Source organism: Cereibacter johrii (genome assembly GCF_001720585.1).
Classification (GTDB): Bacteria; Pseudomonadota; Alphaproteobacteria; order Rhodobacterales; family Rhodobacteraceae; genus Cereibacter_A; species Cereibacter_A johrii.
In genome coordinates, this window is record NZ_MABH01000167.1 from 1 (window position 1) to 25345 (window position 25345).

23 protein-coding genes and 1 pseudogene are annotated in these 25345 nt (G+C 68.4%); 9 read left to right on the forward strand and 15 right to left on the reverse strand.

Going from position 1 to position 25345, the window contains the following annotated elements; translation table 11 throughout:
* From A9O63_RS15925 to A9O63_RS15960, 8 genes and pseudogenes are all read right to left on the reverse strand, one after another.
* Window positions 1–614: pseudogene (locus A9O63_RS15925) on the reverse strand (SPOR domain-containing protein); the annotation flags it as partial.
* 70 nt (window positions 615–684) lie between these two features.
* Window positions 685–2427 (reverse strand): arginine--tRNA ligase, encoded by a 1743-nt coding sequence (gene argS, locus A9O63_RS15930; protein ID WP_069332820.1) that lies wholly within the window; start codon window positions 2425–2427, stop codon window positions 685–687.
* Window positions 2428–2501: 74 nt separating this feature from the next.
* Window positions 2502–2987 (reverse strand): holin family protein, encoded by a 486-nt coding sequence (locus A9O63_RS15935; protein ID WP_069332821.1) that lies wholly within the window; start codon window positions 2985–2987, stop codon window positions 2502–2504.
* Window positions 2978–3589 carry a holin-associated N-acetylmuramidase gene (locus tag A9O63_RS15940; RefSeq protein ID WP_069332822.1) on the reverse strand — a complete coding sequence of 204 codons (612 nt, stop codon included), beginning with the start codon at window positions 3587–3589 and terminating at the stop codon, window positions 2978–2980. The genes A9O63_RS15935 and A9O63_RS15940 overlap by 10 nt, the downstream gene beginning before the upstream one ends.
* Before the next feature lie 158 nt (window positions 3590–3747).
* Window positions 3748–4203, reverse strand: coding sequence for a cytochrome c maturation protein CcmE (gene ccmE, locus A9O63_RS15945; protein ID WP_069332823.1), 456 nt, complete (start codon window positions 4201–4203; stop codon window positions 3748–3750).
* A gap of 22 nt (window positions 4204–4225) precedes the next feature.
* Window positions 4226–5254 carry an N-acetyl-gamma-glutamyl-phosphate reductase gene (gene argC, locus A9O63_RS15950; RefSeq protein ID WP_069332824.1) on the reverse strand — a complete coding sequence of 343 codons (1029 nt, stop codon included), beginning with the start codon at window positions 5252–5254 and terminating at the stop codon, window positions 4226–4228.
* Between the two features lie 24 nt (window positions 5255–5278).
* On the reverse strand, window positions 5279–6091 hold the full coding sequence (locus A9O63_RS15955) for a glutamate racemase (protein ID WP_069332825.1): 813 nt from the start codon (window positions 6089–6091) through the stop codon (window positions 5279–5281).
* Window positions 6092–6229: 138 nt separating this feature from the next.
* Complete coding sequence (locus tag A9O63_RS15960; RefSeq protein ID WP_069332826.1) at window positions 6230–9616, reverse strand: indolepyruvate ferredoxin oxidoreductase family protein; 3387 nt, start codon at window positions 9614–9616, stop codon at window positions 6230–6232.
* A gap of 156 nt (window positions 9617–9772) precedes the next feature.
* On the opposite strand from A9O63_RS15960, the gene A9O63_RS15965 reads away from it, so the two are divergent.
* The 4 genes from A9O63_RS15965 (at window position 9773) to grxD (ending at window position 14160) form a co-directional block, all read left to right on the forward strand.
* The gene (locus A9O63_RS15965; RefSeq protein WP_069332827.1) at window positions 9773–10666 is read left to right on the forward strand and encodes a LysR family transcriptional regulator; all 894 of its coding nucleotides are present in this window, start codon (window positions 9773–9775) and stop codon (window positions 10664–10666) included.
* A gap of 445 nt (window positions 10667–11111) precedes the next feature.
* Window positions 11112–13274, forward strand: coding sequence for a phosphoribosylformylglycinamidine synthase subunit PurL (gene purL / locus A9O63_RS15970; protein WP_069332828.1), 2163 nt, complete (start codon window positions 11112–11114; stop codon window positions 13272–13274).
* 218 nt (window positions 13275–13492) lie between these two features.
* A complete protein-coding gene (locus A9O63_RS15975) occupies window positions 13493–13735 on the forward strand; it encodes a BolA/IbaG family iron-sulfur metabolism protein (protein WP_002720110.1) in 243 nt (80 codons plus the stop codon).
* A gap of 59 nt (window positions 13736–13794) precedes the next feature.
* Complete coding sequence (grxD, locus tag A9O63_RS15980; RefSeq protein ID WP_002720111.1) at window positions 13795–14160, forward strand: Grx4 family monothiol glutaredoxin; 366 nt, start codon at window positions 13795–13797, stop codon at window positions 14158–14160.
* A 263-nt stretch (window positions 14161–14423) separates the two neighbouring features.
* On the opposite strand, the gene A9O63_RS15985 is transcribed toward grxD, so the two are convergent.
* Together A9O63_RS15985 and A9O63_RS15990 are read right to left on the reverse strand one after the other, a co-directional pair.
* The gene (locus A9O63_RS15985; RefSeq protein ID WP_069332829.1) at window positions 14424–14798 is read right to left on the reverse strand and encodes a cell division protein ZapA; all 375 of its coding nucleotides are present in this window, start codon (window positions 14796–14798) and stop codon (window positions 14424–14426) included.
* A complete protein-coding gene (locus A9O63_RS15990; RefSeq protein ID WP_069332830.1) occupies window positions 14791–15258 on the reverse strand; it encodes a hypothetical protein in 468 nt (155 codons plus the stop codon). The genes A9O63_RS15985 and A9O63_RS15990 overlap by 8 nt, the downstream gene beginning before the upstream one ends.
* Before the next feature lie 257 nt (window positions 15259–15515).
* Between A9O63_RS15990 and tkt the strand changes: the two genes are divergently transcribed.
* Window positions 15516–17534, forward strand: coding sequence for a transketolase (gene tkt, locus A9O63_RS15995; protein ID WP_069332831.1), 2019 nt, complete (start codon window positions 15516–15518; stop codon window positions 17532–17534).
* A 92-nt stretch (window positions 17535–17626) separates the two neighbouring features.
* On the opposite strand, the gene A9O63_RS16000 is transcribed toward tkt, so the two are convergent.
* Both A9O63_RS16000 and A9O63_RS16005 read right to left on the reverse strand, forming a co-directional pair.
* Window positions 17627–17920 (reverse strand): DUF2934 domain-containing protein, encoded by a 294-nt coding sequence (locus A9O63_RS16000; RefSeq protein ID WP_069332832.1) that lies wholly within the window; start codon window positions 17918–17920, stop codon window positions 17627–17629.
* Window positions 17921–17951: 31 nt separating this feature from the next.
* Window positions 17952–18923: a DUF808 domain-containing protein gene (locus A9O63_RS16005; protein ID WP_069332833.1), complete on the reverse strand. Its 972-nt coding sequence runs from the start codon at window positions 18921–18923 to the stop codon at window positions 17952–17954.
* Between the two features lie 574 nt (window positions 18924–19497).
* Here A9O63_RS16005 and gap point away from each other — a divergent pair.
* Both gap and A9O63_RS22330 read left to right on the forward strand, forming a co-directional pair.
* Window positions 19498–20499 (forward strand): type I glyceraldehyde-3-phosphate dehydrogenase, encoded by a 1002-nt coding sequence (gene gap / locus A9O63_RS16010; RefSeq protein WP_069332834.1) that lies wholly within the window; start codon window positions 19498–19500, stop codon window positions 20497–20499.
* Window positions 20500–20707: 208 nt separating this feature from the next.
* The gene (locus A9O63_RS22330) at window positions 20708–20863 is read left to right on the forward strand and encodes a hypothetical protein (RefSeq protein WP_084295981.1); all 156 of its coding nucleotides are present in this window, start codon (window positions 20708–20710) and stop codon (window positions 20861–20863) included.
* Window positions 20864–20917: 54 nt separating this feature from the next.
* Here A9O63_RS22330 and coaD read toward each other — a convergent pair whose 3' ends face one another.
* The 3 genes from coaD to A9O63_RS16025 all read right to left on the reverse strand — a co-directional run bounded on the left by coaD (window position 20918) and on the right by A9O63_RS16025 (window position 22858).
* A complete protein-coding gene (gene coaD, locus A9O63_RS16015) occupies window positions 20918–21406 on the reverse strand; it encodes a pantetheine-phosphate adenylyltransferase (protein ID WP_002720119.1) in 489 nt (162 codons plus the stop codon).
* A 69-nt stretch (window positions 21407–21475) separates the two neighbouring features.
* Window positions 21476–21910 (reverse strand): CBS domain-containing protein, encoded by a 435-nt coding sequence (locus tag A9O63_RS16020; RefSeq protein WP_069332835.1) that lies wholly within the window; start codon window positions 21908–21910, stop codon window positions 21476–21478.
* A 54-nt stretch (window positions 21911–21964) separates the two neighbouring features.
* A complete protein-coding gene (locus A9O63_RS16025) occupies window positions 21965–22858 on the reverse strand; it encodes a LysR family transcriptional regulator (RefSeq protein ID WP_069332836.1) in 894 nt (297 codons plus the stop codon).
* A gap of 102 nt (window positions 22859–22960) precedes the next feature.
* Between A9O63_RS16025 and A9O63_RS16030 the strand changes: the two genes are divergently transcribed.
* A complete protein-coding gene (locus A9O63_RS16030) occupies window positions 22961–24460 on the forward strand; it encodes a CoA-acylating methylmalonate-semialdehyde dehydrogenase (RefSeq protein ID WP_069332837.1) in 1500 nt (499 codons plus the stop codon).
* A gap of 250 nt (window positions 24461–24710) precedes the next feature.
* Window positions 24711–25345 (forward strand): Crp/Fnr family transcriptional regulator (locus tag A9O63_RS16035; protein ID WP_069332838.1); only part of this gene is annotated, 635 nt, incomplete at its 3' end.

Consider the following 25345-nt stretch of genomic DNA (forward strand, 5'->3'; position numbering starts at 1 on the left):
CGCGTCACGGCCCCGGGCGGCGGCGGATCGGCCAGCACCTCGTTGGCCTCGGGCTCGGCGGCCTCGGGCTCGACCGTGCCCGCGATGGCCTCGGCCAGCGCGAGCTTCGTGGCATCGGCATCGATGGCGGGCAGCTGCTCCTCGTCCACCGCAGCGGCCGACCCCTCATCCTCGATGGGCGCGCTCTCGGGCAGCTCCTCGGTCGTGGCGGCGAGGCTTTCCGTCTCGGAGGCCCCCTGGTCGGGCGCGGCCCCCGGCTGCTCGAGCCCCGGCCCGTCCTCGAGCGCGAGCTCGACCGGCTTCGGGGCCAACACCAGCCGGTCAGGCGGCGGCGAGGCGGTTCCTGCCGCCGCCACGTCGTTGACCGCAAGTCCCTGATGGGCCGTGATCTCGCCGCCCGGATCGTCGGGCGCGATCCGCATCGGCCCCTCGATGGCGCGCACCACGGGAATGCCGTTCACATCGCGCACCGCGAGCTTGTACCCCCAGACCGCGAGACCGAGGATCAGCGCGATCGACGAAACGCCGCCCGCGATGTTCATCATGCGTTGGACCTTGGCAGGCCGCTGCGGGGCCGAATAGCCCTCGAAATCGTTGAAATCCACGTCCGCCATGCTCTGCCCCACTGCGCGCGGGGCACGCCCCGGCGCTGCTTGCCTGTTATGCCCCGGCGGATGCATATTTTCAGCGCATTTCTTCGACCGGAGTGACGCCCAAGATACCCAAACCCGCGCAAATCACAACGCCCACGGCCCGGGCGAGGGCGATTTTTGCCTGCGAAACCACGGGATCGTCCTGCAGGAAGCGCAATCCGGCCTCGTCATTGCCCCGGTTCCAGAGACCGTGCAGCTCGGAGGCAAGCTCGTGGAGATAGAAGGCGACCCGGTGCGGCTCGTTGGTGCGGGCGGCAATCTCGACCAGACGCGGCCATTCGGCGAGCTTGGCGATGAGCGCGATCTCGGCCGGATGGTCGAGCCGGTCGAGGTCGGCCGTGGCCAGCGTCCCGTCGGCCACATCCATGCCCTGCTCGCGCGCCTTGCGCAGCACCGAGTTGATCCGGGCATTGGCATACTGGACGTAGAAGACCGGGTTCTCCTTCGACTGCTCCAGCACCTTGTCGAAGTCGAAGTCCAGCGCCGCGTCGTTCTTCCGGGTCAGCATCACGAAGCGGGTGACATCGGCGCCGACCTGCTCCACCACGTCGCGCAGCGTGACATAGGTGCCCGCCCGCTTCGACATCTTGAAGGGCTCGCCGTTCTTCCAGAGCTTCACCAGCTGGATCAGCTTGATGTCGAGCGGCACGCGGCCCGCGGAGAGCGCCGCGACAGCCGCCTTCATCCGCTTCACATAGCCGCCGTGGTCGGCGCCGAAGATATCGATCAGCTGGTCGAACCCGCGCGTCACCTTGTCGTAGTGATAGGCGATGTCGGGGGCGAAATAGGTCCAGCTGCCGTCCGACTTCTTCACCGGCCGGTCCACGTCGTCGCCATGCGCGGTCGAGCGGAAGAGCGTCTGCTCGCGCGGCTCCCAATCCTCGGGCGTCTTGCCCTTGGGCGGCTCGAGCACGCCCTCGTAGATCAGGTCCATCTCCTGCAGCCGGTCGAGCGCGGCCTCGATCTTGCCGGTGCCGTAGAGCGCCTTCTCGGAGGAATAGACATCCATCTCGACGCCGAGGGCGGCCAGATCCTCGCGGATCATCTGCATCATCATTTCGGTGGCGAACTCGCGCACGTCGCTCAGCCAGTATTGCTCGCCCTTGTCGAGCAGGCTGTCGCCATATTTCTCCTTCAGCGCCTCGCCCACCGGGATCAGATAGTCGCCGGGATAGAGACCCTCGCGGATCTCGGGCTCGAGCCCATGCGCCTCGCGGTAGCGCTCGAAGGCCGACCGCGCCAGCACGTCGACCTGCGCGCCGCCGTCGTTGATGTAATATTCCCGCGTCACGTTCCAGCCGGCATAGGCCAGAAGCCGCGCCAGCGCATCGCCCACGACGGCGCCACGGACATGACCCACATGCATCGGACCCGTGGGGTTGGCCGAGACGAATTCCACATTGACCTTCTGGCCTGCGCCGATGGTCGAGCGCCCGTAGGCGTCGCCCGCCTGCAGGATCGTGGCCACCATGCCCTGCCAGACCGCCGGCCGCAGCCGGAGGTTGAGGAAGCCCGGTCCCGCCACCTCGGCCGAGGAGATGCGCGGATCGGCCGCGAGCCGGGTGGCCAGCGCCTCCGCAATGGCGCGCGGCGGCTTGCCGGACGGCTTGGCCAAGACCATCGCCGCGTTGGTGGACATGTCGCCGTGGGCCGGATCGCGCGGCGGCTCGACCGCAACGGCGGAGAGGTCGAGCCCGGCGGGCAGATCGCCCGCCTCCGTCATGGCGCCCAGTTCGGCGGTCACGAGAGTGCGGATTTCGGTGAAGAGGTTCATTCGGGGCATGTCCTGATTGTTGCCCCGGCTTTGCCAGAGGCGGGCGCACAGGTCAATGCCGCCCGCCCCCCGCCTCAGTTCCGCTCGGCGCGCCAGTCCGCGAGCGCGGCGTTGACCTCGGGCGCCGCCGACGGCGAGGCGGGCAGCGCCGGGGGACCGGCCGGCCGGGCGCGGAAATAGTGAGCCTCGCGCGAGCCGAAGTAGAAGCCCACGATGGCCGCGAGCAGCCACCAGAGCGGATCGGGCACCAGCGCCAGCCCCGACATCCGCCGCCCGAAGCTCTCGGGATCGACCATGGCGAAGATGAAGAGCGCAAGCGTGCCGAAGGCCAGCATCGGCCGCGGCAGCCGGTTCACCCCGTTCACGAAGCGGTCGAACCCGCCATTGCCGGGATTGGCGAATTCCTCGGAATATTGGTGCAGCGCCTCGCCCTGCACCTCGGCCGAGAGTTCAAGCGCGCGTGTGGCGTTGGGGCGGAACACCTCGGCCACCTCCCTGACGGCGGCGCCCACGCTCGCCACGCTGCCGCTGCCCGCGATGAGACGTCCCATCAGGCCCATGCCGCTGTCCTTTCGCGATGCTGCGCCTCGGTCAGCCGGTAGCGGGGCGCCATGAATTCCTCGGCCCGCGTGATCCAGCCGCCCTTCCCCCCATCCTTCCTCCGGGCATATTTGCGCGAGGCGGGACGGCTGTCGGCCAGCGCGTAATACCAGTTGCGCCGCGCGATGGCATAGGCATCGGCGAGATGCGCCGGGGCGGCCTCGATCGCGGCCTGTGCCTGCCGGATGGTCTGGGGCCCGACGATCCCGTCGGCCGCGCAGGGAAAGCCCATGTCGGACAGGAGCTTCTGCAGGAGGCGGACCGCGGTGGATCCCGCGTTCACATACATGTCGAAGACGCCGGGCTGGAGCGCCTCGGGCAGGTTGGCGAGACCGGGGCGGCGGAAGTAATGGTCGATGAAGATGGCCTCGGCCTGGGCCTGGGTCAGGGCGCGCACGTCCTCCACCTGGACCTTTCCGTCGCCGGTCGTGTCGAAGCCCAGGCGGCGGAGGGTGGCGAGCGTCACCCCGCGGTTGGTGGCGCCCCCCGGATCGTCGGGATCCTCGACGAACCCGCCCTCGCGGGCGACGATCTGCCGGGCAATATCGTGAATGTTCTGCATCTCTCCCCCTTCGGTTGAAGGAGGACAGGCTGGCCTCGGCCGCTCACCCGCGGGTTAAGCGGGCGCGCGGTCTGCCCCGGACGGGCGGGGGCGCTGCCCCCGCACCCCCGGGATATTTGAGCCAGAATGAAAGGGAGGTGCGACGGGGGCCCGAGGCCCTAGCCCTGGGGCCGGTCCTCGCCGTGCTGGAAGACGCCCTGCTCCTTCAGCGCGTCCACCACCTCCTTCGGCATGTAGGTCTCGTCATGCTTGGCGAGGATCTCGGAGGCCTCGAAGACGCCGCCCACGAGGCGGCCGGTGCCGACCATGCCCGCATCCTCGGCAAAGAGGTCGGGCAGCACGCCGGTGAAGCTGACCGGGACGGTGGCATTCGTGTCGGTGACACGGAAGGTGACGGTCTCGCCCTGCCCCCGCACGAGGCTGCCCTTCTCGACGAGGCCGCCGATGCGGAAGACCTCGGTGTCGGGCGGCGGCGCCTCGACCACCTGGGTGGGCGAGCGGAAGAAGTTGATCCCGTCGCGCATCGCATAGCCGATGAGCGCGGTGGACCCCGCCAGCGCCACGAAGGCCAGGGCGATGATCTGGATGCGGCGTTTCTTCTTCAGGCCCTTCATGTCACCCTCACGGCAATTCGGCTCAGGGGAAGACCGGTGCGAGCCGGAGACCCTCCGCCTCGTCCAGCCCCAGCATCAGGTTCGCGTTCTGGATCGCCTGCCCCGAGGAGCCCTTGCACAGGTTGTCCAGCACCGCCACCACCATGGCGCAACCGGGCACCCTGTCCCCGATCACGCCGATATGGACGTAGTTGGACCCCCGGATATCGCGTGTCGAGGGGAGCGCGCCAAAAGGTAGCACCTCAAGGAACGTTTCCGTGAGATAGCGGTCGGCGAGCGCCCGGTGCACCGCCTGCGGGTCGCCCTTCACATAGACATTGGCGAGGATGCCGCGGTTCATCGGCGTCAGATGCGGCGTGAAGCGGACCTGCACCGGACGGCCGGCGATCTTCGAGAATTCCTGGTCGAACTCGCCCAGATGCCGGTGCTTGCCGCCTGCGGAATAGGCGTGGGTGCCCTCGGAGAGTTCCGCATGGAGCAGGTTTTCCTTCAGGCTCCGCCCCGCGCCCGAGACGCCCGCCTTGAGGTCGATCAGGATATCGTCGAGATCGATCACCCCCGCCTCGATCAGCGGCCGGATCGCATATTGCCCCGTGGCCGCATTGCAGCCGGTGCCCGCCACGAGGCGCGCGGCGCGGATCTCGTCGCGGTAGAATTCGGTCAGGCCGTAGACCGCCTCCTTCTGCAGCTCGGGCGCCGCATGGGGCTTGCCGTACCAGGTCTCGTAGGCCGCCGGATCGCGCAGCCGGAAGTCGGCCGAGAGGTCCACGACCTTCAAATCGCGCGGGAGCCCGGCGATCACCGCCTGAGACGTGGCATGAGGAAGGGCGCAGAAGGCCAGATCCACACGCGAGAAATCGATCTCCTCGATCTTCTGGAGCCGCGGCAGGTCGAGGTGGCGCAGGAAGGGAAAGACCTCGGCCATCGCCAGGCCCGCCTTGCGGTCGCCGGAGAGGGCCACGATCCGCATCGAGGGATGGGTGGCGATCAGGCGGACCAGCTCGGCCCCGGTATAGCCCGAAGCCCCGAGAATGGCGATGTTCTGAACCATATGTCTCTTTTCCGTTTCTGTCGGTCAGGCCGCCTCGAAGGTGATCCGCCGGCGGAGGAACTGCGTGGCCTTGTTCGAGACCGAGCGCGGATCGCCGGTGGTCAGGAACTTCGACTCGGTTCCCGCGCCCGCGAACTCCGGCCTGCGCGCCAGATAATCCGCCAGGCTCTCGGCCACAAGGTTGGCCTGGCTGTAGACCGAGACCCCGGGCCCCAGAGCCTCCTGAAAGACGGGTTCCATCAGAGGATAATGGGTGCAGCCGAGGATCGCCGCCTGCGGATGCGGCATCCGCCGCTTCAGCGCCTCGACATGGCTGCGCACCAGCGCCTCGGCGAGGATCTCGTCGCCCTGCTCGATGGCATCCACCACGCCGCCGCAGGGCTGCGCCTCGACATCGACGCCGATCGCCCGGAAGGCCAGTTCGCGCTGGAAGGCGCGGCTGGCCACGGTGGCGGGCGTGGCGAACAGCGCCACATGTTTCACCGCCACCTCGCGCGGGGGGCTGTTGTCGCCCCACTGCCGCTCGGTCAGCGCCTCGATCAGCGGCACGAAGACGCCCAGCACGCGCTTGTCCGCGGGGATCCAGGTCTCCTGCATCCGCTTCAGCGCCGCCGCCGAGGCAGTGTTGCAGGCGAGGATGACCAGATCGCAGCCCTCGGCCCAGAGCCGCTCGGTCGCGGCGCAGGTCAGGTGGAAGATGTCGTCGGCGTCGCGCACGCCATAGGGCGCGTGGGCATTGTCGCCGAAATAGACGAAGGGCACCTCCGGCAGGCGCCGTTGCACCGCATCGAGAACCGTGAGGCCACCGAGCCCCGAGTCGAACACACCAACCGCCATGCCTGCCCCCGCCCCTCAGGACTTTTCTGTGCGGCCAGCATAGGATCATGCCGCAGCGGACGGAAGCGCCTTGCGGGGCTTCTGCGACCTAATCCTCAGGCTGTCCCCCGCGCGGCACGGCGGCCGCGCGGGGCGCACTCACTCCGCGGCCATCGGCATCGGGGCGCCACCCGCCCGGATCGCGGCCAGAAGCGCCTCGCGGCGGACCGCGGCCCCGGCGGCATTGGCCTCCTTCACCGGCCCGTAGCCCCGGATCGAGAGCGGCAGCCGTGCCAACTCCCGGCCGAGCTCCATCGTCTCGGGCCGGAGCTTCGGCAGGATCTCGGCCATGTCGGCCTCGAATTCCGCGATGAGGCGGCGTTCGAGCTGGCGCTCGGGGTTGCGGGCGAACGGATCGAGGGCCGTGCCGCGCAGGGGCTTCAGCGCGGCGAGCAGGCGGAAGGCGGGCAGCATCCAGGGGCCGAAGACGCGTTTCTTCGGCCGGTCCCCGCCCTTGCCGTTCAGGAAGGGCGGTGCGAGATGGAAGGTCGGGCGGAAGTCGCCCTCGAACTCGGCCTTCGCCCGCGCCATCGTGTCGAGATGCAGCCGGGCGACCTCGTATTCGTCCTTGTAGGCGAGAAGCTGATAGTAGCCGCGCGCCACATCCTCGCGGATCCCGGGCGGGGCCTTGTCCACGAGGGCGCGGAAGCGGCGGGCGAGCCTGCGCGACTGGTAGCCCCCCAGCCGCTCGGCGCGATAGTCCACCGGATCGACCGGCGCGGGCGGTTCGGGCAGGAGGATGCGGGCCGCCTCGGCCGGGTGAAGCACCGCCCAGCGGCCGAGCGCGAAGGCGCGGGCGTTCTGCGCCACGGCCGCGCCGTTCAGCTCGATGGCGCGCTGGATCGCCTCGGCCGAGAGCGGGATCAGCCCTCGCTGCCAGGCCGCGCCGAAGACCATCATGTTCGAGTAGATCGAATCGCCCATCAGGATGCGGGCGAGCTCGGTGGCATCGAGAAAGGCCACGCGATCCTGAAGCCGCGCCTGAAGAGAGACCTGCAACCTGTCTGATGGCACACGGAAATCGGTGTTCCGCGTGAACTCTCCCGTGACGATGTCGTGACTGTTGACCACCGCGCCCGTCCGGCCCTGGGACATGAGGCCCATGGTCCTGGCGCCTGCCGTCACCACGAGATCGCCGCCGATCACCCCGTCGGCCTCGCCCACGGCTACGCGGATTGCGCTGATATCCGAGGGGCGCTCGGCGATGCGGCAATGGATCTGCACCGCGCCACCCTTCTGCGCCAGCCCCGCCATCTCCATCATGGCCGCGCCGCGGCCGTCGAGATGGGCCGCCATCGACAGGATCGCCCCCACCGTCACCACGCCCGTGCCTCCGACGCCGGTCACGAGGAGATTGTAGGTGCCGCGGATCGCCGGCAGGTCGGGGTCCGGCAGGTCGGGCAGCGCGATCTGGGCCGTCGCGGCCTTCTTCGGCTTCGCGCCCTCCAGCGTCACGAAGGAGGGGCAGAAGCCCTCGAGGCAGGAGAAGTCCTTGTTGCAGGAGGACTGGTCGATGGCGCGCTTGCGGCCGAGCTCGGTCTCGACGGGCACGATCGAGACGCAGTTCGACTGCACCCCGCAATCGCCGCAGCCTTCGCAGACGTCAGTGTTGATGAAGACCCGCCTGTCGATGTCGGGGAAGGTCCCGCGCTTGCGCCGCCGCCGCTTCTCGGCCGCGCAGGTCTGGATATAGACGATGGCCGAGACGCCCTCGACCGTCGCGAACTCCCGCTGGACGGCCATCATCTCGGCGCGCTCGTGGATCTCGATGCCCGAGGGGAAGCGCGAGAGATCCACCTCCTCCTTCGCGTCATGGACGACCGCGATGCGCTTCACGCCCATCGCCTGGATCTCGCGCACGATCCGGTCGGCGCTGAGCCCGCCCTCGTTCGTCTGGCCGCCGGTCATGGCCACGGCATCGTTGAAGAGGATCTTGTAGGTGATCGTCGTGCCCGCGGCGAGCGCCGCCCGGATCGCCTGAACGCCCGAGTGGTTGTAGGTGCCGTCGCCGAGATTCTGGAACACGTGCGGGCGTTTGGAGAAGGGAGCTTCCCCGATCCAGTTCGCGCCCTCGCCGCCCATCTGGGTGAAGCCCACCGTATCGCGGTCCATCCACTGCACCATGTAGTGGCAGCCGATGCCGGCATAGGCGCGACTGCCCTCGGGCACCCGGGTCGAGCTGTTGTGCGGGCAGCCCGAGCAGAAATAGGGCAGCCGGGCCGCGAGATCCTGCGCATTGTCCGCCCGCCGTGCCTCGGCCAGCTGCGCGAGGCCCGCCTTCACCCGGTCGGTTCCCCTGCCCTCCTCGATCAGGATCCTTCCGATCTTCTCGGCGATTCCAACGGGATCGAGGGCATATCTCGTGGGGAACAGCTCCTCGCCGCGGTCGTTCTGCCAGCCGAAGATGCGCCGGCCGCGGCGGTCGTTGAAGATCGCCTCCTTGGCCTGCACCTCGATCAGCTTGCGCTTCTCCTCGACGCAGACGATGAGCTCGAGCCCCTCGGCCCAGTCGCGGAAGCCGCGGAAATCCATCGGCCAGACCTGACCCACCTTGTAGGTGGTGATCCCGAGCCGCTCGGCCTCGGCCTCGCCCACGCCCAGAAGCGAGAGCGCATGGACGAGATCGAGCCAGCTCTTGCCCGCCGAGACGAAGCCGATCTTCGCCCCCGGCCTGCCCCAGACCCGGCGGTCCATGCCGTTCGCATGGCTGAAGGCCTCGGCCGCGAAGCGCTTGTGGTCGATCATCCGCGCTTCCTGCGCGACCGGCGTGTCGACGAGGCGGATGTTGAGCCCGCCCTCGGGCATCCGGAACTCCGGGCGGACGAACCGCATCCGGTCGGGACGCCCGTCCACCACGGCAGTGGCCTCGACCGTGTCCTTCATGGTCTTGAGCCCGACCCAGACGCCCGCGAAGCGCGAGAGCGCCCAGCCATAGAGCCCGTAATCGAGGATCTCCTGCACGCCCGCGGGCGAGAGGACCGGGATATAGGCATCGACCATCGCCCAGTCGGACTGGTGCAGCGTGGTCGAGCTTTCTCCGGTGTGATCGTCGCCCATGGCCATCAGCACGCCGCCCCAGGGCGAGGTGCCCGCCATGTTGGCGTGCCGCATCACGTCGCCGGTGCGGTCCACCCCGGGCCCCTTGCCGTACCAGAGCGCGAAGACCCCGTCGAAGCGCCCCTCGCCGCGCAGTTCGGCCTGCTGGCTGCCCCACACGGCGGTGGCGGCCAGATCCTCGTTCAGCCCCGGCTGAAACAGGATGTCGGCCGCCTTGAGCTCCTTCTCGGCGCGGCCCATGGTGAGATCCACGGCGCCCAGCGGCGAGCCGCGATAGCCCGTGACATAGCCTGCGGTATTCCTCCCCTCGGCCCGATCGCGCGCCTTCTGCATCAGCATCAGCCGCACCATCGCCTGCGTCCCGTTCAGCAGCACCGGCGATTTCGCAAGGTCGGTGCGGTCCGACAACTTCACATCATGCCTGCTCATAGGTCTCCTCCCAGTGCCTTTGAACAGGATCCATTTTAGGTCAAAATGGCTGACCTACAAAGTCCTTTCCGAGCCATGTTTCCATTGCAACCCGGTTATGCAATCCGGTAGGGATCGTTGCGCAGAAGCCGCCTCCCGCGGCGGGAGTGTTGCGACATGGACTGGGACAAGCTCAGAATCTTCCACGCGGTGGCTGACGCGGGCAGCCTGACCCATGCCGGGGATACGCTCCACCTCTCTCAATCGGCGGTCAGCCGGCAGATCCGGTCCCTGGAAGAGAGCCTGAACGTGACGCTGTTCCACCGTCACGCGCGGGGGCTGATTCTCACCGAACAGGGGGAACTCCTGTTCGAGGCCACCAACCAGATGGTCAAGCGACTGGAAGCCGCAGCCGCCCGGATCCGCGACAGCGAGGACGAGGTCTTCGGCGAGCTCAGGGTCACGACGACCACCGGCTTCGGCACGCTCTGGCTCGCGCCGCGTCTGGTCGGGCTCTACAAGAAATATCCCGCATTGAAGATCGACCTCATGCTCGAGGAGCGCGTGCTCGACCTGCCCATGCGCGAGGCGGACGTGGCGATCCGCATGAAGGAGCCGAGCCAGGCCGACCTGATCCGCAAACGCCTCATGTCGATCCGGATGCGCCTCTATGCCTCGCCCACCTACGCGGCCGAGCACGGGATGCCGGAGAGGATGGAGGATTTCGCGCAGCACCGGCTGATCTGCCAGCTTCCCGGAGCGCCTCAGGTGGCGGCGGGCGCGGCCCTCGTGCAGGAGCTGATGTCCAACGACATCCCCTCGATGCTCACGGTGAACAACTATTTCGGCGTGCTGCAGGCGGTGCTGAACAATCTCGGCATCGGTGTCATGCCCGACTATCTGGCCGTGGCCTTCCCGCAGCTCATCCGTGTCCTGCCGGATGTCGAGTCGAACGACGTGCCGGTGTTCCTCGCCTACCCCGAGGAACTGCGCCATTCGAAGCGCGTGGCGGCCTTCCGCGAATTCGTGATGGAAGAGATCTCGCTCTACCGAAAGCAACAGCAGACCTGAGGAGGAGGCCCGGCATGTCCGGGCCTCTTGTCTTTCGGGGCTAACCCCCCGCACCAGAAGGAAAAAGATGCGTCCGCGGGTAAGGTATGCACATGGCGCATGGCGGCCATGATGCTGCGGCAGCATCATGGCGCTTGAATGCCGCGAGTCGCAGCCCTAAATCGCCTCTCGAAGCGGGTGATCGAGAGGGTTCTCTCGTCCGCTTCATACCTCCCTGTTGGACTTGGGCCGAGCTTCTGCTCGGCCTTTTTTTTGCTTTTCGAGAAGAATTTCGCGGGCGCCCAGCCATTGGGCCGAAACGGCGCGCCGATGCCGCAGGCGGCGGCGAAATGCAAAGCGCGGGACGAAAATCTTGGCTCCGGGCGCGGTGCGCCTCCTTCCCCTGATGGCCGTTCCGTCCTATGAGGCGCCAGACCCCCAACCTCTGCCCGCGGAGAGATGCGCCATGACCGAGCCCGAAATCACCCCCGAGCTGATCGCGGCCCACGGCTTGAAGCCCGACGAATACCAGCGGATCCTCGAGATCATCGGACGCGCGCCCACCTTCACCGAACTCGGCATCTTCTCGGCCATGTGGAACGAGCATTGCTCCTACAAGTCGTCGAAGAAATGGCTGCGCACGCTGCCCACCACCGGCCCGCAGGTGATCTGCGGCCCGGGCGAGAATGCGGGCGTGGTCGACATCGGCGACGGTCAGGCGGTCATCTTCAAGATGGAGAGCCACAACCACCCCTCCTATATCGAGCCCTATCAGGGGGCGGCGACCGGGGTCGGCGGCATCCTGCGCGACGTCTTCACCATGGGCGCGCGGCCCATCGCCGCGATGAACGCGCTGAGCTTCGGGATGCCGGACCATCCCAAGACCGCCCATATCGTGAAGGGCGTGGTCGAGGGCATCGGCGGCTATGGCAACGCCTTCGGCGTGCCCACGGTGGGCGGCGAGGTCCGCTTCCACCGCGCCTATAACGGCAACTGCCTCGTGAACGCCTTCGCAGCCGGCCTCGCGGACGCCGACAAGATCTTCTATTCGGCCGCTTCGGGCGTGGGGATGCCCGTGGTCTATCTCGGCGCGAAAACGGGTCGCGACGGCGTGGGCGGCGCCACCATGGCCTCGGCCGAATTCGACGACACGATCGAGGAGAAGCGCCCGACCGTGCAGGTCGGCGACCCCTTCACCGAAAAACGCCTGCTGGAAGCCTGCCTCGAGCTGATGGCCTCGGATTCGGTGATCTCGATCCAGGACATGGGGGCTGCCGGTCTCACCTGCTCGGCGGTCGAGATGGGCGACAAGGGCGATCTGGGCATCCGGCTGCAACTCGACGCGGTGCCCCAGCGCGAGGCCAACATGACCGCCTACGAGATGATGCTCAGCGAAAGCCAGGAGCGGATGCTCATGGTGCTGAAGCCCGAGAAGGAGGCCGTGGCCCGCGCGATCTTCGAGAAGTGGGACCTCGACTTCGCCATCGTCGGCGAAACCATCCCCGAGGACCGCTTCCTGATCCTGCACGGCAACGAGGTGAAGGCCGACCTGCCGCTGAAGGCGCTCTCGGGCACTGCGCCGGAATATGACCGGCCCTGGATCGAGACGCCCGCCGCCGCGCCGCTGGGCGCCGTGCCCGAGGTCGATCCGATCGAGGGGCTGAAGGCCCTGATCGGCTCGCCCTCCTATGCCCACAAGGCCTGGGTCTGGGAACAGTATGACAGTCAGGTGATGGCCGACACGGTGCGCGCGCCGGGCCTCGGCGCGGGCGTCGTGCGTGTCCATGGCACGCCGAAGGCGCTGGCATTCACCTCCGACGTGACCCCGCGCTACGTCAAGGCCAACCCCTTCGAGGGCGGCAAGCAGGCCGTGGCCGAGGCCTACCGCAACCTGACGGCCGTGGGCGCGAAGCCGCTCGCCACCACCGACAACATGAACTTCGGCAACCCCGAGAAGCCCGAGATCATGGGCCAGTTCGTGGGCGCGATCAAAGGCATCGGCGCGGCGGTCGCGGCCCTCGACATGCCGATCGTCTCGGGCAACGTCTCGCTCTACAACGAGACCGACGGCGTGGGGATCCTGCCCACCCCCACCATCGGCGCGGTGGGCCTCCTCACCTCGCTCGACGAGCTGATCGCGGGCCAGCCCGAAGAGGGCGATCTGGCGCTCGTGATCGGCACGACGGCAGGCCATCTCGGCCAGTCGGCGCTTCTGGCCGAGATGTTCGGCCGGGAAGAGGGCGACGCGCCCCCCGTCGATCTCGAGGCCGAGAAACGCCACGGCGAGTTCCTCCGCGCGAACCGCAAGCTCGTCCGCACCGCCGCCGACCTCTCGGATGGCGGTCTCGCGCTCGCGGCCTTCGAGATGGCCGAAGCCGCGGGGCTCGGCCTCACCCTGACGCCGAGCGGCACGGCCGCGCTCTTCGGCGAGGATCAGGCGCGCTATCTCGTGGCCTGTGCGCCGGAGCGCGCCAAGGCGCTGCAAGCCGCGGCCGAGGCAGCGGGCGTGGCGCTGCAGGAGGTGGGCCGGTTCGGCGGCGAGGCGGTGACGCTTGCGGGCGCCTCGGCCCCGCTCGCGGACCTCTCGCGCCTCTACCGTCGCGCCTTCGCGGAAGCCATCGGCGGCTGATCCCTCGGGCAGGGCGCAGCGCCCTGCCCCCACTCCTTCGGCGGCAGGCGCCCCGCCAGCGCGCCTGGCCCCACGAGGACCCGGACGGAGGCGCCCGGATGCCTTCCCGCGCCCCGCCCGTCCTTGCGCTGCCGCAAGCCTCGCTGCCGCCCCCGCTTGCGCGGCCCGGACGCCCGTCATACATCTGGACCCAGAGTGACCGCACAGGAACGCCCCGCATGGCCATGGAAGCCCAGGACATCGAAGACCTCATCCGCGCCCGTTTCCCGGAGGCGAAGATCACCATCACCGACCTTGCGGGCGACGGGAACCACTGGGCAGCCGAGGTGATCGACGAGAGCTTCCGCGGGCTGAACCGGGTTCAGGCGCAGCGCATGGTCTATGCGTCGCTCAAGGGCAAGATGGACGGCGCGCATGGCGAACTCCACGCGCTCGCGCTGACCACCAAGGTGCCCGACTGATCCAGACCCTCCCCACGACCTCCGCGCAAGCGCGGCACAACCACGAGGACGATCCGCACATGACCACCACCGTCGAAGAACAGATCCGTGACATGGTCACCACGAACGACGTGGTGCTGTTCATGAAGGGCACCAAGTCCATGCCGCAATGCGGCTTCTCGAGCCGCGTGGCGGGCGTGCTCAACTACATGCAGGTCGCCTACAAGGACGTGAACGTGCTCGAGGACGCCGACGTCCGTCAGGGAATCAAGGATTTCTCCGACTGGCCGACGATCCCGCAGCTCTACGTCAAGGGCGAGTTCGTGGGCGGCTGCGACATCATCACCGAGATGACGCTCTCGGGCGAGCTCGACCAGCTCTTCGAGGCCAAGGGCGTGAGCTACGACAAGACCGCGGCCGACAAGATCCGCGAAGCCAACGCCTGATCCGGCGCCGGGCGCGCTCTCGCGGCGCGCCCCGCTCCCCGGCCTGCCACCCGCGCGCCGGCGCACGTCAGCCCCCTCCTGCGCACCACCGCGGAACCGCCTCTCCGGCGGCAAGCCCGGATGGCGGGCAGAAGAGACCACGCCCGCGCGGCCCCCTCCGTCTTTCATTCTGGCCCAAATATCCTCGGGGGGAGCCCGGCGCAGCCGGGCCGGGGGGCAGACAGCCCCCCGCTCCCGTCCGGCTCCGGGAGACCGCCTCTCCGTCAGGCCCGCGCCCGCTCCTCGACCCGCTCGGCCATCGCCTCGGCCCGTGCCGCGAGTTCGGCCAGCGCCTCCTTCACCCCCGCAGGAATCACCGGAACCTCGATCCGCTCGGGCTCGGGCGCCGGCCGTGCCTCGAGCTCGGCCAGCTCTGCGCGAAGCCGCCGCAGTTCCTCGTCGGCGCCGGCCATGCGGTCCGCCAGCATCAGCCCCGCCATCAGCAGCATCCGCGAGTCGGTCATCCGCCCCATCTGCTCGACCACGGGCATGGCCTCGGCATCGAGCATCGCGGCGGCGCTGTGCAGGAACTCCTCTTCGCCCGGCTGACAGGCCACTTCGAAGGTCTTGCCGCCGATGGTGATGGACAGTTCAGGCATCCGTGCGGCCCTCCGAGATCAGGGGTTCCAGCGCCGAGAGGACCTCCTCCACCTCGGCGGCTTCCGACGCGCGCGCCGCGCGCAGCGCCTCGAGCTCGACCACCATCGAGCGGTTGACGAGGTCGGAATCCGCCACGCCTTCGGCCGTCGCCTCGCGCAGGCTCCGCAGCGCCTCGCGCAGCTGGCCGGTCGTCTTCTTCATGCGCTGAAGCTCCATGCCCTGAGCGTCGAGCTGCCGCGTCAGCGCCTCGACCTGCTCCTCGAGCTGGGCGATCTTCACGCCCTCGCGCTCCTTCACCGCCTTCAGCCGTTCGGAGAGCTGCGCATTGACCATCCGCTCCTCGTCGAGCTCGGCCTGAAGCGGATTTTCCGCGGGCATCACCGGGATCGCGTCGATTCCGGCGCCGATCCGTTCCAGAGCGGCCGTGAGGCGGCGCTCGAGTTCCACCATCTCCTGCATGGGTCTGCCTTTCCGTTCCGTTGCCGCCGGGCCGTCCGCAATTCCGCTTGCACTGAACCGCGGCGGCACGTTGTCGCGCGAATCGTCTCCGCCCGGCGCTTTTCCCCGATCTTATCGCCGGTTGCCGACCGATGCGCCCCCCTTTGGCATGAGAAACTTGCCCGCGCGCTTGATCTTGCCGGTCGGGCTGGTATGCAGCCCAGAAGCCGGGCGCGCAAGAAGTCGCACCCCGGGGGGATCCAAGTCGGAGACATGCCGTGGACATACAGAGCCTGCGCGAGCAGCATCCCGATCACTGGAAGAAGGCCTGCGCCATCCGCGCGCTGACGCTCGACGCCGTGGCAGCCGCCAATTCCGGTCACTCCGGCATGCCCATGGGCATGGCCGACGTGGCGACCGTGCTCTACGAGAAGCACATGGTGTTCGACGCCCAGTCCCCCGACTGGCCGAACCGCGACCGTTTCGTGCTCTCGGCCGGCCACGGCTCCATGCTGGTCTATGCGCTTCTGCATCTCACGGGCGATCCCGAGTTCCCGATCGAGCAGATCCGGAACTTCCGCCAGTGGGGCTCGAAGACCGCGGGCCACCCCGAGAACTTCCTTGCCAAGGGCATCGAGACCACCACCGGCCCCCTCGGCCAGGGTCTCGCCATGTCCGTGGGTCTCGCCATGGCCGAGGAATCGCTCCGCGCCCGCTGGGGGGCGAAGATCATCGACCATTACACCTACTGCATCGCCGGTGACGGCTGCCTGATGGAGGGCGTGAGCCAGGAGGCCATCGGCCTCGCCGGCCGCCACGAGCTCTCGCATCTCATCGTGATGTGGGACAACAACGGCATCACCATCGACGGCAAGGTCTCGCTCTCGGACCGCACCGACCAGAAGGCGCGCTTCGCCGCCGCGGGCTGGGACGTGTTCGAATGCGACGGCCACGATCCGGCCGACATCGACCGCGCCCTGACCGAGGCCAAGGCGTCGAAGGGTCCGGCCTTCATCGCCTGCACCACCCATATCGCGCTCGGATCCTCGGCGCAGGACACGTCGAAGGGCCATGGCGCGCTGACCGACGCCAAGCTCATCGCCGACACCAAGGCCGCCTACGGCTGGACGTCCGCCGCCTTCGAGATCCCGGCCGACGTCAAGAAGGCCTGGGAAGCCATCGGCAGCCGCGGTGCCGAGGCCCGCAAGGCCTGGGACGAGCGTCTGGCGGCTCTCTCGGACGCCAAGCGCGCCCTCTTCCAGCAGCAGTTCTCCTGCGAGCCGCCGAAGAAGCTCGCCTCCGCCATCCGGGCGGTGAAGAAGGATGCGGTCGAGAAGATGCCGAAGGTCGCGACCCGCCGCTCTTCGGAGATGGTGCTCGAGGCCGTGAACCCGATCATGCCCGAGACCATCGGCGGCTCGGCCGACCTCACCGGCTCGAACAACACCAAGACCGCCGATCTCGGGGTGTTCGATCCGATCAACCGCAAGGGCCGCTACGTCTATTACGGCATCCGCGAGCACGGGATGGCCGCGGCCATGAACGGCATGGCGCTGCATGGCGGCCTGCGGCCCTATGGCGGCACCTTCATGTGCTTCGCCGATTACTGCCGCCCGGCGATCCGGCTTTCGGCGCTGATGCACATGCCGGTGGTCTATGTCTTCACCCACGATTCCATCGGTCTGGGCGAGGACGGGCCGACGCACCAGCCGGTCGAGCATCTGGCCATGCTACGCGCCACGCCCAACATGATGGTGTTCCGCCCGGCCGACCTCGTCGAGACCGCTGAGGCCTGGGAGATCGCGCTCGGCGCCAAGGCCACGCCCTCGGTGCTGGCGCTCTCGCGGCAGAACCTGCCCGCGGTGCGCAAGAGCCACACCAACAAGAACCTCGTGGCGCAGGGTGGCTACATCCTCGAAGAGGCCACCGGCAAGCGTCAGGTCATCCTGATCGCCTCGGGCTCGGAGGTCGAGGTCGCGCTGAAGGCCCGCGAGGCGCTCGAGGCCGACGGCATCGGCACCCGCGTCGTCTCGATGCCCTGCATGGAGCTTTTTGCGCAGCAGGACGAGGCCTACCGCCGCAAGGTCCTGCCCGCGGGCGCGGTCCGCATCGCCATCGAGGCGGGCGTGCGCATGGGCTGGGACCGCTGGCTTCTGGGCGAGCGCGGCCGCGAGGGCAAGGACGGCTTCATCGGCATGACCGGCTTCGGCGCCTCGGCTCCGGCCGAGCGGCTGTTCCAGGAGTTCGGCATCACGCCTGAGGCGACTGTGGCGAAGGCCCGCGCCCTTCTGGGCTGAGCCGGCCCCGTGAGAGACGAAAAGGCCGCGCCTCAGGCGCGGCCTTCCTTTTTCCGAACCCTTTCCGTGTCCAGCGAGGGGGGCGACCGGGCTCAGTCCTTCCAGCGGGGCTCTTCGGCCCGGTGGGGATAGGTGGTCTCCTCGCCCTGATCGGTCAGGGTCGGAAATTCTCCCTGGTTCTCGATCGCTTCCAGCGGCTCGCCCTCCGGCTCCGGCTCATCGGCCGGATGGGTGGCGGCGTGCGGATTCTCCTCGATGGCGAGCAGTTCCCGCGCTCGGTCCCGGAAGCTCTCAGGACCGCCCTCGGGGCGGCCCTGCTCTTCCCACAAGAGCCGGGCGCGATCCTCGATCCGGCGCTCCCAGGCTTCGAATTCCTCACGGTTCATCGGCAACTCCTGTCTGTTACCTGGGAAACTTCTACCGCCCCGAGGATGTTCCGGGCCGGAGCCGCGCCACAAGGCCCCAGAGCGGCAGGATGATCCAGTTGGCCACGGGGATCAGGGCGAGCCCCAGGGCCAGACCGAGAAGACCGTCGAAGAAGGCGGTGGTGGCCCATTCGACCGCGCCCCGGGCCTGACCCACCGCCTCGGCGGCAGCCACGGCCAGGTCGTGGATATGGTGGTGCAGCCAGCCGAACCCCAGCTCGTAGAGCCCGTGGACCACGATGGCGCCGCCCACCCAGATCATCGCCGCCGTGCCCACGATGGTCAGGAGCTTGAGGAACCAGGGCATGCCGTGGACGATGCCGCGCCCGAGGGCGCGCGTGGCAGCGAACCTGCCGCGCAGACTCATGAAGACGCCCAGATCGTCCGCCTTCACGATCATCGCCACGCCGCCATAGACCAGAACCGTGATGCCCACCCCGGCCGCAGCGAGCGACGCCGCCTGCATCGCGATGCCCGACGGCGGCAGCGCCGCAAGGACGATGGTCATGATCTCGGCCGAGAGAATGAAGTCGGTCTTGATCGCCCCCGCCACCTTCTGCTCCTCGAGATAGGCCGGATCGCCCCCCGACAGCTCCGAGGTCTCGTGATGGCCGCCGAAGAGATGGGCCACCTTCTCCGCCCCCTCGAAGCAGAGATAGGCGCCGCCGAGCATCAGGAGCGGCGAGATCAGCCACGGCGCGAAGGTCGAGAGCAGCAGTGCCGCAGGCAGCAGGATCACGAGCTTGTTGAAGATCGAGCCCTTGGCGATGCGCCAGACGATCGGAACCTCGCGCGAGGCATCGAAGCCCTGCACATATTTGGGTGTCACCGCCGCATCGTCGATCACCGCCCCCGCAGCCTTGGCGCCCGCCTTCGCCGCCTGACCGATCACATCGTCCACCGAGGCCGCCGCGACCTTCGCAATCGAGGCCACATCGTCCAGCAAGGCCAGCAAGCCGCTCATGTCCCGTTCCTTCGCCCGTTCCAGCCAGAACCTTCTGGCAGAAGCCGCGTTCCGCCGAAAGTGCATCGCGCAGTCCAACCCGGCGGCCGGCGGCGCATCCGCGCCCCTGCCGCAGCGGCCCATCCTCGCCGCCCTCCCTTAACCGCGCGTTTCGGCGGGACAGGAACCGGCCCAGAAGGGGCCAGGCCGAGCCCTCGATCTCTCTACGGCTCCCCTCCCATTGCGCCCTCCGGGAGCCTTGCGACCCGGAGGACAGCCGACGCGCGGCAGGCACGCTGCGGACAGCGCCGTGGAAGGAGCCCTGCGCGCAGGGCCGGGCCGCCCCCGAATTTCTCACGGGCGGCCTCAGCCTCCGCGGGCCGGAGCGACCCCGCTCGTCCGGGGCCCGCCTCCCGTGAAGAGGGCCGTCCGGCGGCGGCACGGCTTGGAGTCCGGGCACTATCTTGCCGTCCTGCGCCGATTTCCTCCTTTCTCCGGTTGAATTGCGCTCGGATCTGGGGTCGTTACCTTGGAGACCGTCCGCGGGCGCGCGACTCGATCCTTTCTGTGCGCCCGCCCATTGTGGGAGAGCTCTATGACCGTGAAAGTGGCAATCAACGGCTTCGGCCGCATCGGGCGGAACGTCCTCCGCGCCATCATCGAATCGGGCCGGACCGATATCGAGGTGGTGGCGATCAACGATCTCGGCCCGGTCGAAACCAACGCGCACCTCCTGCGCTTCGACTCGGTCCACGGCCGCTTCCCCGCCACCGTCACCACCACCGAGAAGACCATCGACGTGGGCCGCGGCCCGATGGATGTGACCGCGATCCGCAACCCGGCCGAACTGCCCTGGGGCCATGTCGACATCGTGCTGGAATGCACAGGCATCTTCACCGACAAGGAGAAGGCCAAGGTTCACCTCGAGAGCGGCGCCAAGCGCGTGCTGGTCTCGGCCCCCTCGACGGGCGCCGACAAGACCATCGTCTATGGCGTGAACCACGAGACCCTGACCAAGGACGACCTCATCGTCTCGAACGCCTCCTGCACGACGAACTGCCTCTCGCCGGTGGCCAAGGTGCTGAACGACACGATCGGCATCGCCAAGGGCTTCATGACGACGATCCACAGCTATACGGGCGACCAGCCGACGCTCGACACGATGCACAAGGATCTCTACCGCGCCCGCGCCGCGGCGCTCAGCATGATCCCGACCTCGACCGGCGCCGCCAAGGCCGTGGGCCTCGTGCTGCCGGAACTGAAGGGCAAGCTCGACGGCGTGTCGATCCGGGTGCCCACGCCGAACGTCTCGGTGGTGGACCTCGTGTTCGAAGCCTCGCGCGCGACCAGCGTCGAGGAAGTGAACGCCGCCATCCGCGAGGCTGCCGACGGCAAGCTGAAGGGCATCCTCGGCTATACCGACCAGCCCAACGTCTCGATGGACTTCAACCACGATCCGCACAGCTCGATCTTCCACCTCGACCAGACCAAGGTCATGGAAGGCAACATGGTGCGCATCCTCAGCTGGTACGACAACGAGTGGGGCTTCTCGAACCGCATGGCCGACACGGCCGTGGCGATGGGCAAGCTCATCTGACCCCTGCCCACCGGGACTGGGAAATGCCGGCCTTCGGGCCGGCATTTTCATTTCGGGTCAGGGGCTTGCGAGCCGCCCCTCCCCTTGCCCGAAAGGGTCGGATGCCTTGTGCTTTCTGCATGGCAGCACGGCGGCAACGGCAGTTGTTAGCGCCAACATTCAGGGCCAATTAGAGCGCAGGGAGGAAAGACCAGGAAGGACCCCACCCATGAAGACCCTTATCGCCCCGATCCTCGACGCCCTGCGCAATCAGGCCCGCTTCCGCCGCACCCGCGCCGAACTGGCCGTCCTGCCGCTCGACACGCGCCTCGATCTCGACATCTACGATATCGACGCCACCGCCCGCCGTGCCGTCTGGGGCTGAACTTCCCCAGACCCGAGCGGGGAGCGCCCGGCGGGATCGCAAGGCAGCCCGCGCTCAGCGGTATTTGGCCACCAGCGCCGCCCCCACGTCCGGCGTGACGAAGCTCGAGACATCGCCGCCGAGGCGCGCGATCTCCTTGACGAGCTTGGAGGCGATGGCCTGACGCCGCGCGTCGGCCATCAGGAAGACGGTCTCGATCCCGGCGTCGAGCGCGCGGTTCATGCCGACCATCTGGAACTCGTATTCGAAGTCGGCGACCGCGCGCAGGCCGCGCACGATCACCGAGGCGCCCACGTCGCGGGCGCAGTCGATCAGCAGATTCTCGAACGGATGCACCACGATCTCGCCGCCGTTGGCGGCAATGGCGCGGCATTCGGTCTCGACCATCCGCACGCGCTCTTCCAGCGAGAAGAGCGGTCCCTTGTCCCGGTTGATGGCGACCCCGATCACGAGACGGTCAACCAGCGCCATCGCGCGCTGGATGATGTCGAGATGGCCAAGGGTCAGCGGATCGAAGGTGCCGGGATAAAGACCGATGCGCATGATGCCTCCCACTTGGTCGAGAGGCACGCAAACGCATCGCGGGACAGGATGCAAGCCCCAAAAGCCGCGTCAGAATCCCTTGATCATCCCCTCCAGCGCGTCCTTTTCCATCGAGAGTTCCGAGAGGCGCGCCTTGACCACGTCGCCGATCGAGATCAGCCCGACCATCTCGCCCTCGGCCATCACGGGCAGGTGGCGGAAGCGCCCCTCGGTCATGACCTGCATGATCCGGTCGGCCTCGTCGGTGCAGGCGCAGGTCACGATCTTCGAGGTCATGATCGACTCTACCGTGTCCGAGAGACAGCCGGCGCCCCTTCGGCCCAGCTCGCGCACGATGTCGCGCTCGGACAACATGCCCTCGGGCCGCTTGCCGTCGCGCGATACGACGACCGCACCGATGCGGCGCGACGACAGCACCTCGGCCGCAGCCGCAATGCTCGATCCCGGCGGAACCGTCACCACACCATCATCGGACTTGGCCTTGAGTATCTGCTGAACGAGCATCGGCGAGCCTCCCTTCGCGGTAAATTCTCCATCCCAGACTCAGTGTAACGCAATTTACAGGCGAGTCATGCCCTCAAGACGGTGGACCTCGCGGCGCACCCCCTGCACCAGCGCATCGGCAAATCGGTTCAGCCGCTCGAGACGCACATCGTCCTGATGCCGGATGAGCCAGAAGCTGCGGCTGAGGCTGAGCGCCTCGGGCAGGATCTTCACCAGCTCGGGCGCGGACGGCATGGCGAAATCGTGCACGATCCCCACTCCCGCCCCGGCGCGCAGCCAGTTGAGCTGCACCGAGACCGAATTAGAGGCGAAGGGCACCGAGCCCGAGCCGATCCCGGTCAGATAATCCAGTTCCTTGTCGAAGATCATGTCGGGAATGTAGCCCACCAGCTGGTGTGCCTTCAGATCCTCGAGCGTGCGGATCGGCGGATGGCGGCTCAGATAATCCGCGCTTGCCGCCAGATGCAGCCGGTAGTCGGCCAGCTTCTGCACCCGGAGCCGCCCGGCCTCGGGCCGGCTCACCCCGATGGCCAGATCGGCCTCGCGCTTGGAGAGGTTGAAGACCCGCGGCAGCGCCACGATCTGCACCTCGAGACCCGGATTGTCGGTGCAGATCTGCGCCAGCACCTGGGGCAGCAGATAGTTGGCGCAGCCGTCGGGGGCGCCGATGCGGATCTGCCCCGAAAGGCCCGCGGCCCCCTGCAGATCCTCGGCCGCCTCGCCCACTGCCTGCTCGGCCCGCTCGGCATGGGCCAGCAGGCGCTGCCCCGCCTCGGTCAGCGCATAGCCCTGCGGGCTTTTGGCAAAGAGCGGCACCCCCAGCGCCTCCTCGAGCCGCGCAATGCGCCGGCCCACCGTCGCGGGGTCGAGCCTCAGCCCCCGTCCCGCCCCCGAGAGGCTTTCGGCGCGCGCCACGCCGAGGAAGATGCGCAGGTCGTCCCAGTCCACTTCGATCCTCGTACGGGCATTTCTGCAAAGTGCTTTTGGAGACTTGCCGCTTTCTTCGGCAGGATTGCAAGGTATCCTGCCGCCGAACCGAGGGAGATTTGCATGGAAGAACTCAGCCACTGGATCGACGGCAAGCGCGTGAAGGGCACCTCCGGCCGCTTCGCCGATGTCTTCAACCCGGCCACCGGCGAGGTGCAGGCGCGCGTGCCGCTCGCCTCGAAGGACGAACTCGACGCAGCCGTGGCCTCGGCCGCCGCCGCCCAGCCGAAATGGGCCGCCACCAACCCGCAGCGCCGCGCCCGCGTGATGATGGAGGTCGTGCGCCTCCTCAACCGCGACATGGACAAGCTGGCCGAGGCGCTCTCGCGCGAACATGGCAAGACCATCCCCGACGCCAAGGGCGACGTGCAGCGCGGCCTCGAGGTGATCGAATTCTGCATCGGCGCGCCGCATCTGCTGAAGGGCGAGTTCACCGACAGCGCGGGCCCGGGCATCGACATGTATTCGATGCGCCAGCCGCTCGGCGTGGCTGCGGGCATCACGCCCTTCAACTTCCCGGCGATGATCCCGCTGTGGAAGATGGGCCCCGCGCTCGCCGCCGGTAACGCCTTCGTCCTGAAGCCTTCCGAGCGCGATCCGTCCGTGCCGCTGATGCTGGCCGAGATCTTCCAGGAGGCGGGCCTGCCCGATGGCGTGCTGCAGGTGGTGAACGGCGACAAGGAGTCGGTCGACGCGATCCTCGACAACCCGACCATCGCGGCGGTGGGCTTCGTGGGCTCGACCCCGATCGCGGAATATATCTATTCCCGCGGCTGCGCGAACGGCAAGCGCGTGCAGTGCTTCGGCGGCGCCAAGAACCACATGATCATCATGCCGGATGCCGACCTCGATCAGGCGGCCGATGCGCTGGTGGGCGCGGGCTACGGCGCGGCCGGCGAGCGCTGCATGGCGATCTCGGTCGCGGTCCCGGTGGGCGACGAGACCGCCGACGCTCTGATCGAGCGGCTGATCCCGCGGATCGAGAAGCTGAAGGTCGGCCCCTACACCGCCGGCAACGACGTGGATTACGGCCCGGTCGTGACCGCCGCCGCGCGCGAGAACATCCTGCGCCTCGTGCAATCGGGTGTGGATCAGGGCGCCAAGCTGGTGGTTGACGGCCGCAACTTCTCGCTCCAGGGCTATGAGAAGGGCTTCTTCGTCGGCCCGCATCTCTTCGACCATGTCCGGCCCGACATGGACATCTACCGCAAGGAGATCTTCGGCCCGGTCCTCTCGACCGTCCGCGCGGCCTCCTACGAAGAAGCGCTGAGCCTGGCCATGGACCATGAATATGGCAACGGCACCGCGATCTACACCCGCGATGGCGACGCCGCCCGCGATTTCGCGGCGCGCGTGAATGTGGGCATGATCGGGATCAACGTGCCGATCCCGGTGCCGCTGGCCTACCACACGTTCGGCGGCTGGAAGAAATCGGCCTTCGGCGACCTGAACCAGCACGGCCCCGACGCCTTCCGCTTCTACACCCGGACCAAGACGATCACCTCGCGCTGGCCCTCGGGCATCAAGGAAGGCTCGGCCTTCAACTTCAAGGCCATGGACTGACCTCCGGTCCTGCTTCGCCTCCCGCAGCCGGCGCCCCCCGCGCCGGCTGTTTTTCATCGCGGCCCCGCGATCCGCCCGACCTACAACCCGGCTCGCCCCGCGCAGGCTGCTTCCCTCTGCCCCCCCCGGTCCGTCCGAACTGCGGTCCGCCAGCCCCCGCCGCCGGCCCCGCGTCGGAAGGGCGCGGCCGCGCGGGCTTGACCCGCCGCCTCGACTGCCGGACACCGGAGGCATGTCACGAGGAGCCGACATGAGCTGGATCGACGAAGCGGGCCTGCCCGATCTTGCCGCCGACGCTCGCGCCCGTCTCGAGGCGCTGCGCCCGGTGCGGCTCCCCCCCGGCACGCCCCCCTTCCCTCCGGGCGATGCGGCGCAGGGCTTCGTGGTCGTGCTCGAGGGGCGGGTCGAGGTGTTCCTCACCGGCCCCACCGGGCGCGAGATCCTGCTCTATGCGGTCGAGCCCGGCCAGAGCTGCGTGCAGACCACCCTCGGCCTGATGGGCGGAGAGGACTATACCGGCGAGGCCGTCGCCGCGACCGATCTCGCCGCCGTGGTCATTCCGCGCCCGCTCTTCCTGCGGCTGATGGACGAGAGCGCCGCCTTCCGCAGCTTCGTCTTCACCGCCTTCGCGCGGCGGATGCAGATGATGATGCATGTGCTGGAAAAGGTGGCCTTCCAGCGCGTCGAGAGCCGGCTCGCCGGCACGCTCCTCGCCATGGCGGAGGCCAACGAGGTGACGGCGACGCAGGCCGATCTCGCCACCCGGATCGGCTCGGCCCGAGAGGTGGTCTCGCGGCGCCTCGACCAGTTCGCGCGACGCGGCTGGGTTCGGACCGACCGCGGCCGGGTCCGCCTCCTCGACCCCGGCGCCCTGCGCCGCCTCGC

Bases quoted from the DNA above. Each gene is read 5' to 3' on its own strand.
- coaD (WP_002720119.1), bottom strand. From the start codon at position 21,406: ATGCGCATCGGTCTTTATCCCGGCACCTTCGATCCGCTGACCCTTGGC.
- A9O63_RS15985 (WP_069332829.1), bottom strand. From the start codon at position 14,798: ATGCCTGAACTGTCCATCACCATCGGCGGCAAGACCTTCGAAGTGGCC.
- A9O63_RS16030 (WP_069332837.1), top strand. From the start codon at position 22,961: ATGGAAGAACTCAGCCACTGGATCGACGGCAAGCGCGTGAAGGGCACC.
- A9O63_RS22330 (WP_084295981.1), top strand. From the start codon at position 20,708: ATGAAGACCCTTATCGCCCCGATCCTCGACGCCCTGCGCAATCAGGCC.
- grxD (WP_002720111.1), top strand. From the start codon at position 13,795: ATGACCACCACCGTCGAAGAACAGATCCGTGACATGGTCACCACGAAC.
- A9O63_RS16000 (WP_069332832.1), bottom strand. From the start codon at position 17,920: ATGAACCGTGAGGAATTCGAAGCCTGGGAGCGCCGGATCGAGGATCGC.
- A9O63_RS15990 (WP_069332830.1), bottom strand. From the start codon at position 15,258: ATGCAGGAGATGGTGGAACTCGAGCGCCGCCTCACGGCCGCTCTGGAA.
- A9O63_RS15935 (WP_069332821.1), bottom strand. From the start codon at position 2,987: ATGGGCCTGATGGGACGTCTCATCGCGGGCAGCGGCAGCGTGGCGAGC.
- A9O63_RS15965 (WP_069332827.1), top strand. From the start codon at position 9,773: ATGGACTGGGACAAGCTCAGAATCTTCCACGCGGTGGCTGACGCGGGC.
- A9O63_RS16005 (WP_069332833.1), bottom strand. From the start codon at position 18,923: ATGAGCGGCTTGCTGGCCTTGCTGGACGATGTGGCCTCGATTGCGAAG.
- purL (WP_069332828.1), top strand. From the start codon at position 11,112: ATGACCGAGCCCGAAATCACCCCCGAGCTGATCGCGGCCCACGGCTTG.
- A9O63_RS15955 (WP_069332825.1), bottom strand. From the start codon at position 6,091: ATGGCGGTTGGTGTGTTCGACTCGGGGCTCGGTGGCCTCACGGTTCTC.
- A9O63_RS15975 (WP_002720110.1), top strand. From the start codon at position 13,493: ATGGCCATGGAAGCCCAGGACATCGAAGACCTCATCCGCGCCCGTTTC.
- A9O63_RS15960 (WP_069332826.1), bottom strand. From the start codon at position 9,616: ATGAGCAGGCATGATGTGAAGTTGTCGGACCGCACCGACCTTGCGAAA.
- argC (WP_069332824.1), bottom strand. From the start codon at position 5,254: ATGGTTCAGAACATCGCCATTCTCGGGGCTTCGGGCTATACCGGGGCC.
- A9O63_RS16020 (WP_069332835.1), bottom strand. From the start codon at position 21,910: ATGCTCGTTCAGCAGATACTCAAGGCCAAGTCCGATGATGGTGTGGTG.
- gap (WP_069332834.1), top strand. From the start codon at position 19,498: ATGACCGTGAAAGTGGCAATCAACGGCTTCGGCCGCATCGGGCGGAAC.
- ccmE (WP_069332823.1), bottom strand. From the start codon at position 4,203: ATGAAGGGCCTGAAGAAGAAACGCCGCATCCAGATCATCGCCCTGGCC.
- A9O63_RS15940 (WP_069332822.1), bottom strand. From the start codon at position 3,589: ATGCAGAACATTCACGATATTGCCCGGCAGATCGTCGCCCGCGAGGGC.
- argS (WP_069332820.1), bottom strand. From the start codon at position 2,427: ATGAACCTCTTCACCGAAATCCGCACTCTCGTGACCGCCGAACTGGGC.